Origin of the sequence: Pseudomonas syringae KCTC 12500, from assembly GCF_000507185.2 — a bacterium.
Classification (GTDB): Bacteria; Pseudomonadota; Gammaproteobacteria; order Pseudomonadales; family Pseudomonadaceae; genus Aquipseudomonas; species Aquipseudomonas syringae.
Window position 1 is genome coordinate 4,648,327 of record NZ_AYTM02000002.1, and the last position, 15,151, is coordinate 4,663,477.

At 63.1% G+C, this 15,151-nt stretch carries 2 protein-coding genes; both read left to right on the forward strand.

Going from position 1 to position 15,151, the window contains the following annotated elements:
• The first annotated feature begins 4 nt into the window (after nucleotides 1-4).
• The gene (locus tag V476_RS20935; protein ID WP_024960451.1) at nucleotides 5-6,469 is read left to right on the forward strand and encodes a non-ribosomal peptide synthetase; all 6,465 of its coding nucleotides are present in this window, start codon (nucleotides 5-7) and stop codon (nucleotides 6,467-6,469) included.
• 1 nt (nucleotide 6,470) lies between these two features.
• On the forward strand, nucleotides 6,471-15,101 hold the full coding sequence (locus tag V476_RS20940; RefSeq protein WP_024960452.1) for an amino acid adenylation domain-containing protein: 8,631 nt from the start codon (nucleotides 6,471-6,473) through the stop codon (nucleotides 15,099-15,101).
• Nucleotides 15,102-15,151 lie beyond the last annotated feature (50 nt).

A 15,151-nucleotide genomic window follows, 5' to 3' on the forward strand; every position in this document is an offset into this window, starting at 1 on the left:
CCCAGTGCAACAGTTGCTTGACTCCGTTAAATCGCTGTCCGCCCGTGAACGCAAGGCGCTGGCGGTGCTGCTCAAGCGTCAAGGGGTGAATCTCTACGGGGTCACGCCGATTGCCGTGAGGGAGACGCAGGCACCGTCCGCGCTCTCCTACGCGCAGCAGCGGCAATGGATCATCTGGCAACTGGAGCCGCACAGCGCGGCCTACAACATTCCGCTGGCGCTGCGCCTGCACGGTGCGCTGAATGTCGAGGCACTGCGACGCAGCGTGGAGCAACTGATCGAGCGTCACGAAACCCTGCGCACGACCTTCGAACAGCAGGGCGATGAAGCGCTGCAGGTGGTGCATCCGGCGTCGCCGTTTGCGCTCGGTGTCGAGCAACTGGCGGCTGGCGAGTCCGTTGAAGCGTGGGTGGATCGGCACGTGCAGCAGCCTTTCGATCTGCTGCAAGGGCCACTGCTGCGGGTCAACGTGCTCAAGCTGAGCGGGCAGGAGCATGTACTGGTGTTGACCCAGCACCACATCATCTCCGATGGCTGGTCGATGCCGATCATGGTCGAGGAGTTGATGCAGTTCTATCAGGCCGCCAGCCTCGGTCGCGAGACCACACTGGCGCCGCTGCCGATCCAGTACGCCGACTACGCCCTCTGGCAGCGCAACTGGCTGGAAATGGGTGAACAGGAACGCCAGCTGGCGTACTGGAAACAGCAACTGGGCGAGCAACAGCCGATTCTGGAATTGCCCACTGATCGGCCGCGTCCTGCGCTGCGCAGTTACCAAGGTGCGCGACTTGACGTCGAGCTGGACGCCGCACTGCTCGACGGCCTCAAGGTGCTGGCGCGTCAACAGGGCATCACGCTGTTCATGCTGTTGCTGGCCTCGTTGCAGACCCTGCTGCACCGCTACAGCGGTCAGGCCGATATACGCGTCGGCGTGCCGGTCGCCAACCGTACCCGCAGCGAAACCCAGGGGCTGATCGGCTTCTTCGTCAATACTCAGGTGCTCAAGGCCGAATTCACCACGCAGACCACCGTGGCCGAGCTGTTGCAGCAGGTCAAACACACTGCCGTGCAGGCGCAGGCCCATCAGGACCTGCCGTTCGAACAACTGGTCGAAGCCTTGCAGCCGCAGCGCGACCTGAGCCGCAGCCCGCTGTTTCAGGTGGCCTACAACCACCAGAGCGAAGGGCACAACCAGAGCCGTGAGCTGGCAGGGCTGCGTCTGGAATATCAGGTGTCCGACAAGCACACCGCGCAGTTCGACTTGACCCTCGACACCTGCGAACGCCCGGACGGCCTTACAGCCGCACTGACCTACGCCACCGACCTGTTCGACACATCGACCATCGAGCGCATGGCCGGGCACTGGAGCAACCTGCTCAACGGCATGTGCCTCGACGTCAATCAGCGTATCGCTGACCTGCCATTGCTGAGTGCCGAGGAACGCCAGAACACTCTGCGTGACTGGAACCGCGATCTCGCGGTTTATCCAAGCGCTTATTGTGCCCATCAACGTATCGAAACCCAGGCCGAGCGCACGCCGCTGGCCATCGCTCTGAGCTTTGGTGTCGAGCAACTGAGCTATCAACAGCTCAACCGCCGCGCCAATCAGCTTGCCCATAAACTGCGCGAACAGGGGATTGGCCCGGATGTGCGCGTCGGGCTGGTTGCCGAGCGCGGTCTGGAGATGATTGTCGGCCTGCTGGCCATCCTCAAGGCCGGGGGTGCTTACGTGCCGCTGGATGCGGATTATCCGCAGGATCGCCTGAGCTTTCTGATGCACGACAGCGGTATCCAGCTGCTGCTGACCCAGACGTCGCTGCTCGACAAACTGCCAATCCCTGCACAGGTGCAGACGCTCGATCTGGCTGACGCTCTGGACGGTTACAGCACGGAAAACCCGCTCAATCAGACCACACCGGACAACCTGGCCTACGTGATCTACACCTCGGGCTCGACCGGCAAACCCAAAGGCACCTTGCTTGCCCATCACAACCTGATGCGCCTGTTCGCCGGGACGGATGAGTGGTTCACATTCAGCGAAAAGGATGTGTGGACGCTGTTCCATTCCTTCGCCTTCGACTTTTCGGTGTGGGAGATTTTCGGCGCGCTGCTGCATGGCGGCCGACTGGTCATCGTGCCCCGTGAAGTGACCCGTTCGCCGGAAGATTTCCATGCGCTGCTGGTCGAGCAGCAGGTTACGGTGCTCAACCAGACGCCGTCGGCGTTCAAGCAATTGATGCGCGTTGCCTGTGATTCCACGTCGGCGTTATCGCTACAAAAAGTCATCTTCGGCGGCGAGGCGCTGGACGTGGCGAGCCTGAAGCCTTGGTTCGCGCGTTTCGGCGATCAATCACCGCAACTGATCAACATGTACGGCATCACCGAAACCACCGTGCATGTGAGCTATCGACCGATCAAGCTGGCTGACACGCAGAACCCCGCCAGTCCGATTGGCGAGGCGATTCCCGACCTGTCGTGGTACGTGCTGGACGCCGATTTCAATCCGGTCGCCCAAGGTTGCAGCGGCGAGCTGCACATCGGCCATGCCGGTCTGGCGCGGGGCTACCATAACCGCGCCGCGCTGACGGCCGAACGCTTTGTGCCCGATCCGTTTTCCAGCGATGGCGGCCGCCTGTACCGCACCGGCGACCTGGCGCGTTATCGCGCTGCCGGAATCATCGAATACACCGGGCGTATCGACCACCAAGTGAAAATTCGCGGCTTCCGTATTGAACTGGGGGAAATCGAAGCGCGGCTGCAAGCGCACCCGGCCGTACGCGAAGTGAGCGTGCTGGCGCTGGACGGGCAATTGGCGGCGTATCTGGTGCCGACTCAGTCCGATCAGGATCAGCAAACGCTGCGTGAAACGCTGAAAGCCGAACTCAGGGCGCACCTGCCGGATTACATGGTGCCCACCCATTTCATCGTCCTCGACAGCATGCCGCTGACTGCCAACGGCAAGCTGGACCGCAAGGCGCTGCCTGCGCCGGACGCCAGTCAGTTACAGGCCACCTACAGCGCCCCGCAAGGCGAGCTGGAGCAGCAACTGGCCGCGATCTGGGCCGATGTGTTGAAAGTCGAGCGGGTCGGGCGCAGCGACAACTTTTTCGAGCTGGGCGGGCATTCGCTGCTGGCCACTCAGGTGATTTCGCGCATTCGTCAGCAACTGGACGTCGAGTTGTCGTTACGCGACTTGTTCGAAACGCGTGATCTGGAGGCCTTAGCGCTGGCAGCGGGCGCAGGGCAGGGCAACGACGCGCCGCGCTTCATCAAGGCCGACCGCACGCAGCCGTTGGGGCTGTCCTACGCGCAGCAGCGTCAGTGGTTCCTCTGGCAGCTTGACCCGGAGAACACCGCGTACATTATTCCCACAGCCCTGCGCCTGCGCGGTTCGCTGGACATCGCTGCGCTGGAGCACAGTTTCAGCGCGCTGATCGCCCGCCACGAAACCCTGCGCACGACCTTCCGTCAGCAGGGCGAACAGGCGCTGCAGATCGTCCATCCGCCACGTGCCTTGACCCTGTCTGTCGAGTCACTGCCCAGCGGCCAGAGCCTTGAAGCTTGCGTGCAGCAGGAAATGCAGCGCCCGTTCGATCTGGAACAAGGGCCGCTGTTGCGGGTCCGCTTGCTGAATCTGAACACCGACGAGCATGTGCTGATTCTGACCCAGCATCACATCGTCTCCGATGGCTGGTCGATGCCGATCATGGTCGATGAACTGGTACGCCTTTACGAGGGCTACAGTCAGGGCCGTGAGGTGAGCCTGACCGCGCTGGACCTGCAATACGCCGACTACGCACTGTGGCAGCGGACCTGGATGGAGGCTGGCGAACAGGCCCGGCAGCTGGATTACTGGAAGCAGCAATTGGGCGATCAGCAGCCGATTCTGGAGCTGCCCGCCGATTACCCGCGGCCCGTGGTGCAAAGCCATGCCGGTGCGCGGCTGGCAGTCGAGCTTGAGCCCGCGCTGATCGATGGCTTGAAGCAGGTCGCGCGGCAACAGGGCGTGACCCTGTTCATGCTGTTGCTGGCGTCATTCCAGAGCCTGCTGCACCGTCACAGCGGTCAGTCGGACATTCGTGTCGGCGTGCCGATTGCCAACCGCAACCGCGCTGAAACCGAAGGCCTGATCGGCTTCTTCGTCAACACGCAGGTACTGCGCGCCGAGTTTGACGTGCATACGACGTTCAACGAGTTGCTGCAGCAGGTCAAACACACCGCCCTGCAAGCCCAGGCGCATCAGGAGCTGCCATTCGAGCAACTGGTCGAAGCCCTGCAGCCACACCGCAGCCTCAGCCACAGCCCGCTGTTTCAGGTGATGTTCAATCACCAGAGCCAGGCCAGCGCCGACGTCTGCGCGTTGCCCGGTCTGCAGGTCGAAGCGTTGCTGCCGGACAGTTACCCGGCGCAGTTCGACCTGACCCTGAACACTGCCGAACATGACGGTGGCCTGAGCGCTGGCCTGACCTACGCGACAGCGCTGTTTGACCTGCGCACCATCGAGCGCATGGCCGGGCACTGGCTGGCCTTGTTGCAGGCCATCTGCGCCAATGCCGCACAGCGCATCGCCGAAGTGCCGATGCTCGACAGGGCTGAACGGCAGCAGATTCTCCACGACTGGAACGCCACAGCCGCAGACTTCCCCAGCGAGGACTGCCTGCACAGCCTGATCGAAGCGCAGGTACGTGCCACGCCGGACGCGCCGGCGCTGATTTTCGCCGCCGAGCAACTGAGCTACGCGCAACTCAACGCCCGCGCCAATCAGCTTGCGCATCGCCTGCGTGAGTCGGGCGTCGGTCCGGACGTGCTGGTGGGGATCTGCGTCGAGCGCAGCCTGCAACTGGTGATCGGCCTGCTGGCGATCATCAAGGCCGGTGGCGCATACGTGCCGCTGGACCCGGATTACCCCGAGGACCGTCTGGCCTACATGATGCAGGACAGCGGGATTGGCTTGCTGTTGACCCAGGCTTCGTTGCAGGAACGCCTACCAGTTCCTGCGCAGGTACACAGTCTGTGTCTGGATCAGGACGGCGACTGGCTGGAAGGTTACAGCACTGCCAACCCGGTCAACCTCAGCCATCCATTGAATCTGGCTTACGTGATTTACACCTCGGGTTCGACCGGCAAACCCAAGGGCGCGGGCAATAGCCATCGTGCTTTGGTCAACCGTCTGCACTGGATGCAGAAGGCCTACGGACTTGATGAAAGCGATACGGTTCTGCAGAAGACGCCGTTCAGTTTCGACGTGTCGGTCTGGGAGTTCTTCTGGCCGCTAATGACCGGCGCACGTCTGGCCATGGCGCTGCCGGGCGATCACCGCGACCCCGAGCGGCTGGTGCAGACCATCCGTGAGCATCAGGTCACGACCCTGCACTTCGTGCCGTCGATGCTGCAGGCGTTCCTGACCCATCCTCAGGTGGAAAGCTGCAACACGCTGCGCCGAGTGGTGTGCAGCGGCGAAGCACTGCCTGCCGAGCTGGCCGCTCAGGTGCTCAAGCGCTTGCCGCAGGCCGGTTTGTACAACCTGTATGGCCCCACCGAAGCGGCCATCGACGTGACGCATTGGACGTGCACCACCGACGACGTGCTCAGCGTGCCGATCGGCCGGCCGATCGATAACCTGAAAACCCACATTCTCGACGACGGCCTGTTGCCTGCCGCCCAAGGCGTGGCGGCGGAGTTGTACCTGGGCGGCTTCGGTCTGGCGCGGGGTTATCACAACCGAGCAGCCTTGACGGCTGAGCGCTTCGTGCCGGATCCGTTCGACGAACAGGGCGGCGGCAGGCTGTACCGCACCGGCGATCTGGCGCGTTATCGCGACGCGGGCGTCATCGACTACGCAGGGCGTATCGACCACCAAGTGAAGATTCGCGGCTTGCGCATCGAACTGGGCGAAATCGAAGCCTGCCTGCTGGAGCACGACAGTGTTCATGAGGCGGTGGTGATCGACGTTGACGGCCCGTCCGGCAAACAGCTGGCGGCGTATCTGGTGGTCGAGCACCACGACGATCAGTTGCGTGATGCGCTCAAGGCCTTCCTCAAGGAGTCGCTGCCGGATTACATGGTGCCCAAGCACTTCATCATCCTCGACAGGATGCCGCTGAGCGCCAACGGCAAGCTCGATCGCAAGGCCCTGCCGAAACCGGACGCCAGCCAGTTGCAGCGCCAGTACGTCGCACCGTCCACAGAGCAGGAACAGCAGATGGCGGCGATCTGGGCCGAGGTGCTGAAGGTCGAGCGTGTCGGCCTGAGCGACGATTTCTTCGAGCTCGGTGGCCACTCGCTGCTGGCGACGCAGCTGATTTCCAGAATCCACACCGGCCTGGGAATCGACATTCCGCTGCGCCTGATCTTCGAGAAACCGCAATTGAACGAATTTATTCAGGCCTTCGCCGACAGTGGCTTGTCGCTGACCGAGGACGGCTTGTCCGATATTGAAAAAATGATGAATGAAATGGCGGGTATCTGACATGGACAAGTCTGCAGCAGAGCGTATCGCCCAGCGTTTCGTCGGCTTGCCCGTCGAGCAGCGCCGGCAGATCCTCGCCAAGATGCACGAGACCGGACAGAGCTTCAAACTGCTGCCCATCGCCGTGACCCGACACGCCGCAGCGCGTATTCCGCTGTCCTACGCGCAGCAGCGCATGCTGTTCCTCTGGCAGATGGAGCCGGGCAACGCGGCCTACAACGTGCCCATGGCGGTGCGTCTGAATGGCGCATTGAACCGGCAGGCCCTGAGCGCGGCGCTGGACCTGCTGGTGCAGCGTCATGAAACCCTGCGTACCCGCTTCGTTTCAGAGGACGGCGCGTTCTATCAGGAGATTCTCGAGCAGGCCACGGTCGCCCTCGAGTTCGCGTCAGTGGCGCCCGCAGACATCGAGCAGCAGGTGCGCGCCGAGTTGCAAAAGCCCTTCGATCTGCTGAGTGGGACGCTGCTGCGGGCTAAGCTGTTTCAGTTGAGTGAAAGCGAACACGTACTGACCGTGTGCATGCATCACGTGGTGTCCGATGGCTGGTCCGGCGAAGTGCTGATTCGCGAGTTCGTGCAGTTGTATCAGGCGCAGGTATCGGGGCAGCCAGTGCCGTTGCCCGCCCTGGCGATTCAGTACGCCGACTACGCGATCTGGCAACGCGCCTGGCTGGAGGCCGGGGAGGGCGAGCGGCAGTTGGACTACTGGAAACAGCAACTGGGCAGCGAACATCCGTTGCTGAGCCTGCCACTGGATCATCCGCGTCCGCTGCAACCCAGCCATCGCGGTGCGAGTGTGCACGTCGACCTGCCGCAGCAACTCTCCGCGCAACTGAAAAGCCTGGCGCGCAACAACGGCCAGACCCTGTTCATGGTGACACTGGCGGCACTGTCGGTAGTGCTGTCGCGCTTCAGCGGACAGTCCGACCTCCGCATCGGCGCACCCAATGCCGGGCGCACACGCAGCGAGCTGGAAGGGCTGATCGGCTTTTTCATCAACACTCAGGTGCTGCGTGTGCAGGTGGACGAGCGGCAGAGCTTTGCCGAGCTGCTGGATCAGGTCAAGCAGGTGGTCACGGGCGCGCAGTCGCATCAGGAACTGCCGTTCGAGCATCTGGTGGATGCCTTGGCGCCGGAGCGCAATCCGGGCCACAACCCGCTGTTCCAGTTCAAGATCAATCAGCACGTGCTGGCGGCCGATGACAACGGGCCGCGCGTGTCGGGCCTGACGGTCGATGAGTTCCCGATGGGCAGCAGCGATGCGCGTTTCGACCTGGCCTTCGACTTCACCGACACGCCCGACGGGATACGCGGTTATTTCACCTACGCCACCGACCTGTTCGAAGCGCAGACCATCGAGCGTATCGCCGATGCGTTGCGCAGCGTGCTGCACGCACTGGTTTCGGACACCGACCGGCGTCTGGCCGATCATCCACACGCGGTATCGTCGCTGGTCGCCGAGCAAACCCAGGACTTTGCCTGCACCGATTTTCTCAGCCTCTGGCAACAGGGCCTGCGTGCCGGGCGTGGCAAGACTGCGTTGCGTGTGGGCCAGCAGGTGTTGAGCTTTGACGAGCTTGAGACACGCAGTAACCAATTCGCCCGCTACCTGCACGCCCAGGACATCAAGCCGGGCATGACCGTCGCGCTGTGCCTGGACCGCTCCGTGGAATGGGTGGTCAGCCTGCTGGCGCTGCTGAAACTGGGCGCGGTGTACCTGCCGCTGGACAGCGCGCAACCGGCCGAGCGCCTGCAGCAACTGGTCCGTGACAGCGGCGCGGTGCTGCTGGTGCATGCGCCCGAAGACGACAAGGCCGCGCGGTTGGGCGTGTGCCCGGTGCTGGCGTTCGATGCTGCGCTTTGGGCCGCTGTCGACAACCAGTCGCTGGACGTTCGGGTGCTGCCCGGGCAAGCGGCGTACATCATCTACACCTCCGGCTCCACCGGGCAGCCCAAGGGCGTGGTGATCAGCCACGGCGCGCTGGCCAACTATGTGCAGGGCGTGCTTGAGCGCCTGGCGCTGAACGACGGGGCGAGCATGGCGATGGTGTCGACGGTCGCTGCCGACCTGGGGCACACGCTGTTGTTCGGTGCGCTGGCGTCCGGCCGGACGCTGCACCTGCTGTCTCACGAACAGGCGTTCGACCCTGACGGTTTTGCGCGTTACATGGCCGAGCATCAGGTTGACGTGCTGAAAATCGTGCCCAGCCATTTGCAGGGCCTGCTGCAGGCCGCCAACCCGGCGGACGTGCTGCCTGGGCAGGTGCTGATTCTGGGCGGCGAGGCCAGCGCCTGGGCGTTGATCGAGCAGGTGCGTGCGCTCAAACCGGGCTGCCGGGTCATCAACCACTACGGTCCGACCGAGACCACGGTCGGCATCCTGACCCACGAAGTGGCGGGGCCTATAGACGCCTGCCGCAGTGTGCCGGTCGGTCAGCCGCTGGCCAACGGCAAGGCGCGGGTGCTGGACGCTTACCTCAACCCGGTGGCCGAACGGGTGACCGGTGAACTGTATCTGGGCGGGCGCGGGCTGGCGCAGGGTTATCTGGGCCGTGCGGCAATGACCGCCGAACGCTTTGTGCCGGATCCGGACGCCAATGGTCAGCGCCTGTACCGTGCAGGCGACCGTGCGCGGTGGGTGGATGGCGTGCTGGAATACCTGGGCCGTGCTGACGATCAGGTGAAAATCCGCGGTTATCGGGTTGAGCCGGGCGAGGTCGGCCAGCTTCTGCAAACCCTGGACAACGTCGCCGAGGCCGTGGTGCTGGCCCAGCCGCTGGACAGTGACGAGACGCGCCTGCAACTGGTGGCCTATTGCGTCGCGGTGGCCGGCACGAGCCTCAATGTCGACAAGCTGCGCGAGCAATTGGTGGCTCGCCTTCCGGAGTATCTGGTGCCCGCGCAGATCATGCTCCTGGAGCGTCTGCCAGTGACCGCCAATGGCAAGCTCGACAAGCGCGCCTTGCCCAGACCTGGCGTAGTCAAACAGCGTTACACCGCACCAGTCGGCGAGATCGAGGAAAAGCTCGCCGCCGTGTGGGCGGATGTCCTCAAGCTGGAGCAAGTGGGCAGCACTGACAACTTCTTCGAACTGGGCGGCGATTCGATTCTCAGCCTGCAGATCATCGCCCGCGCCAAGCGTCAGGGCATCAGGCTCAGCCCCAAGCAATTGTTCGAAAAGCAGACCATTAGCCAACTGGCTTCGGTGGCGAAACTGATTCAAAAAAAGCCCGCCGCTGTGGCAGAGCAGATCAGCGGTTCGTTGCCGTTGCTGCCGATTCAGGCACGTTTCTTCGAACTGGACATCCCCGAGCGTCAGCACTGGAATCAGGCGCTGATGCTCAAGACTCTGCAAACGCTGGAGGCCTCTTATCTTCAGTCTGCATTGACTGCGTTGATCGAACAGCACGACGCGTTGCGTCTGGGTTTCACCCAGCAGGACGGCCAATGGCTTGCCACCTTTGGCGCGCCGAATACTCGCGAGCTGCTCTGGACCCATGAGCTGGACAGCATCGAGCGTTTGTCTGAGCTGGCCGATGAAGCGCAACGCAGCCTGGACCTGAAAAACGGCCCGTTGCTGCGTGCCGTGCTGATCAATCTGCCGCAAGGCGAACAGCGCTTGTTGCTGGTGATTCACCATCTTGTGGTGGACGGCGTGTCATGGCGGGTGTTGCTGGAAGACCTGCAACAGGCGTACATCGCCCTCGCAGCAGGCCAGCCAGCGCTGTTGCCGGCGAAAACCAGCTCGCTGAAAAGCTGGGCCGAGCACTTGCAGGCCTACGCGCAAAGCCCGGCGCTGGAGCAGGAATTGGGCTACTGGCAGGCGCAATTGCAGGACGTCAGCGATGCCTTGCCGTGTGATCATCCGCATGGCGGCCAGCAACAGCAGCACGCGCTGTCGGTGGTCACCCAATTGAACAGCGAGCTGACCCGGCAACTGCTGCAGGACGCCCCGGCGGCTTACCGCACGCAGATCAATGACCTGCTGCTGACCGCGCTGGCGCGGGTGGTCAGCCGCTGGACCGCGCAACCGCATGCGTTGATTCGTCTCGAAGGCCACGGCCGCGAAGACCTGTTCGACGCACTGGACCTGAGCCGCACGGTGGGTTGGTTCAGCAATGTGTACCCGGTCAGGCTCACCCCGCAGGCCTCGCTGGCCGATTCGATCATGACCATCAAGGAGCAACTGCGCGCAGTGCCCTACAAGGGCATCGGTTACGGCGCGTTGCGCTACCTGGGCCGCGAATCGGCGCGGCAGACCCTGCAAGCCCTGCCGCTGGGCAGCATCGTATTCAATTACCTGGGGCAGTTCGACGGCAGCTTCGACGCACCGGAGGCACTGTTCACACCTTCGGCCGACAGCAGCGGTGCCTCACAGAGTGCCGATGCGCCGCTGGCTGCGCCGATCAGCATCAACGGTCAGGTCTATGCCGGTGAGCTGCGCCTGAGCTGGACCTTCAGTGGCGCGGTGTTCGAGCGCGAGACCGTGCAGCGCCTGGCCGATGAGTACGCCACCGAATTGCAACAATTGATTGCCCATTGCACCACCGAAGGCGTGGCTGGGGCGACTCCGTCGGACTTTCCGCTGGCGCGCCTGAGCCAGTCGCAGTTGAGCCGTTTGCCGATATCTGCCGGGCAGATCGAAGACCTCTACCCGCTGGCACCGATGCAGCAGGGCATGCTGTTCCACACCTTGTTCGAGCAGGAGGCGGGTCATTACATCAACCAGATGCGCATCGAGGTCAGCGGTCTGGACGTGCCGCGTTTCCGCGCCGCCTGGCAGGCCACGCTGGATGCCCATGAGGTGCTGCGCAGTGCTTTCATCAGCCATCTGCAGCCAGCGCTGCAAGTGGTCTTGCGTGATGTGCGCATGCCTTTTGTCGAGCTGGATGCCCGGGGGCAGTCGTCCGGCTGGATCGACCAATGGGCCGATGCCGACCGCCAGCAAGGTTTCGATCTGGCCCAGGGGCCTTTGCTGCGCCTGGCCGTATTGCGCACCGGCGAGCAGAGCCATCAACTGATCTACACCAGCCATCACATCCTCATGGATGGCTGGAGCAGCTCACGTCTGCTGGGTGAAGTGCTGCAGCGTTATAGCGGCCAGACACTGCCGAGGCAGGTCAGCCGCTATCGCGACTACATCGAATGGTTGCAGCGCCAGGATGCTGGTCTCAGCGAGCGTTTCTGGACCGATCAGCTGGCCAGACTCGATGAGCCCACGCGGCTGGTGCAGGCCTTCAAGACGCCTGAGAATGGGCAGGGGCACGGTGATTACCTGCACTCGATCGACGCCGAGAACACCCGTCAACTGAGCGAGTTTGCCCGCGAGCAGCGCGTGACCCTCAACACGCTGGTGCAATCGGCCTGGCTGCTGGTGCTGCAACGCTACACGGGGCAGTCCAGCGTCACCTTCGGCGCAACCGTGGCCGGGCGTCCGGCGGACCTGCCGGGTGTCGAGGAGCAGCTCGGGCTGTTCATCAATACCCTGCCGGTGATCGCCAGCCCACGTGCCGAGCAGCGCGTGGCGGAGTGGGTGCAACAGGTGCAGGCGCAGAATATCGCTCTGCGAGAGCATGAACACACGCCGCTGTACGAGATTCAGCGTTGGGCACGCAGCGCTGGCGAGGCGCTGTTCGACACCATTCTGGTGTTCGAAAACTACCCGGTGTCCGAAGCCCTGCAACAAGCTGCGCCGCCGGGGCTGGTGTTCGGTGGTCTGTACACGCAGGAGCAGACGCATTATCCACTGACGCTGGTGGTCAATCTCGGTGAAACCCTGTCGTTGCGCTTCAGTTACGCCCGTCAGGCGTTCAGCGAGCAACACATGGCGCAGTTGTCGGCGCATTTTCAGCAGGTCCTGCAGGCGCTGGCGCATGATGCGCACGCGGCGCTTGGCGAACTGGCGCTGTTGAACGACAACGAGCAGCAGCATGTTCTGCGCGAGTGGAACGCCACAGCTGCAGACTTCCCCAGCGAGGACTGCCTGCACAGCCTGATCGAAGCCCAGGTGCGTGCCACGCCGGACGCTTCGGCGCTGATTTTCGCCGCTGAGCAACTGAGCTACGCACACCTCAACGCCCGCGCCAATCAGCTTGCGCATCGTCTGCGTGAGTCGGGCGTCGGCCCGGACGTATTAGTGGGTATCTGCGTCGAGCGCAGCCTGGAACTGGTGATCGGTCTGCTGGCGATCATCAAGGCCGGTGGCGCTTACGTGCCGCTGGACCCGGACTACCCCGAGGATCGTCTGGCCTACATGATGCAGGACAGCGGGATTGGTTTGCTGTTGACTCAGACGGCGCTATTGGAACGCTTGCCGGTTCCGCATCAGGTGCAGAGCCTGTGTCTGGATCAGCACGGCGACTGGCTGGAGGGTTACAGCACCGCCAGCCCGGTCAACCTCAGCCATCCATTGAATCTGGCTTACGTGATTTACACCTCGGGTTCGACCGGCAAACCCAAGGGCGCGGGCAATAGCCATCGTGCTTTGGTCAACCGCTTGCACTGGATGCAGAAGGCTTACGCGCTGGATGGCAGCGACACGGTTCTGCAGAAGACGCCGTTCAGTTTCGACGTGTCGGTCTGGGAATTCTTCTGGCCGCTGATGACCGGTGCACGTCTGGCCATGGCGCTGCCGGGCGATCACCGCGACCCCGAGCGGCTGGTGCAGACCATCCGTGAGCATCAGGTCACGACGCTGCACTTCGTGCCGTCGATGCTGCAGGCGTTCATGGCTCATCCTCAGGTGGAAAGCTGCAACACGCTGCGCCGAGTGGTGTGCAGCGGCGAAGCACTGCCTGCCGAGCTGGCCGCTCAGGTGCTCAAGCGTTTGCCGCAGGCCGGTTTGTACAACCTGTATGGCCCGACCGAAGCGGCCATCGACGTGACCCATTGGACGTGCACCACCGACGACGTGCTCAGCGTGCCGATCGGCCGGCCGATCGACAACCTGAAAACCCACATCCTCGACGACGGCCTGCTGCCTGCTGCACAGGGCGTGGCGGCGGAGTTGTACCTGGGCGGCGTCGGTCTGGCGCGGGGTTATCACAACCGAGCAGCCTTGACGGCTGAGCGCTTCGTGCCGGATCCGTTCGACGAACAGGGCGGCGGCAGGCTGTACCGTTCCGGCGATCTGGCGCGCTACCGCGACGCGGGCGTTATCGACTATGCCGGGCGTATCGACCATCAGGTGAAAATTCGCGGCTTGCGTATCGAACTGGGCGAAATCGAAGCGCGTCTGCATGAGCATGCCGCTGTGCGCGAAGCCACGGTGATCGACATCGACGGGCCGTCCGGCAAGCAACTGGTGGCTTATCTGGTGCCGACCGCTACCGCTGAGGCGCCGGACGTTCTGCGCGAGCGTCTGCAGGCCCACCTCAAGGCTCAGGTGCCGGATTACATGGTGCCGGGCTACTTCGTATTTATCGATTCGATGCCGCTGACCGCCAATGGCAAGCTGGATCGCAGGGCTCTGCCGAAACCGGACGTGGCCCGTTCACAGCAGGGTTATGTGGCGCCGCGTAGCGCATTCGAGCAACGCCTTGCTGCGTTGTGGGAGCAGGTGTTGCACGTCGAACGGGTCGGGCTCAATGACAACTTCTTCGCCCTGGGCGGGCACTCGCTGCTGGCGGTTTCACTGGCGGGCAGGATTCGCGAGACGTTCGATATCTCCATCAAGCTGCATGACTTGCTGTTGCTGCAGACCCTGGGCGAACTGGCCGATTTCATGCGCGCCGATGAAGCCAGGGTCAAATCGGCGGTCATCGCCATGAACGCCAGTGGCTCGGCGCATACGCCACTGTTCTGCCTGCCTCCGGGCGGTGGTGGCACCTATTCGTATTACCCGCTGGCGGGCAGGTTGAGCGACAGCCGAAGGGTTTACGGGTTGGTCAACAAGGCCTATGTGGTGCCGGGCTGGTTCGATACGTCGTGGCAGGACATGGTCGATTACTATGTCGAGCAGATCCGCATGACCCAGCCGCACGGGCCGTACAACCTGCTGGGCTGGTCGATGGGCGGCGCGCTGGCCGTCGAGGTCGCGCATGTGCTGGAGCGTGCTGGCGAGGTGGTGAGCTTTCTCGGGCTTGTCGACACCCAGCTACCGGCATCGGTCGGCATGCAATGGGTCGAAGAGGACCCGCACGTCACCACGCAGCAGCAGGGCGAAAACTACTACCGCAGCCTGATCAAGAGCCTGCAGGCCTTTGTGCCGGGCTTGCAGGAGCAAACCATTGTCGACCTGATCGAAACAGCCCGGCAGTCGGTGACCGGGGAGAGTGAAGTGATTGATCAGGTGATCGAGCAGATCGCATTGCAACACGCAATGAACGTCGACAGCCTGCGCAGCATGTTCCAGGACATCGCGGTGCAGGACGAAATCGAAACCGGTTACAAGTTGCTGGAAGCCAACGCGAAACTCAGCCAGGCGTTTACCTTGAAGACCCTCAATGTACAGGCCGATTGCTGGTGGGCAGGGCAAAGCCGCAAACCGGGACAGATTGCCAAGGCTGAAGCGGTGCTGCTGGAACAGTGCTCGGTCAACGGACTGCGCAGCTCGACGACAATCGATCAACGACACGACAACCTGGTGATCGCGGAAGCGTTTCTGCAGGGGCTTGCCGAGCGCTTGGTGTGACGCAGAGCGGCACGAACGGTATTCCCACGCGGAGCATGGGAACGATAGTC

Bases quoted from the DNA above. Each gene is read 5' to 3' on its own strand.
- V476_RS20940 (WP_024960452.1), top strand. From the start codon at position 6,471: ATGGACAAGTCTGCAGCAGAGCGTATCGCCCAGCGTTTCGTCGGCTTG.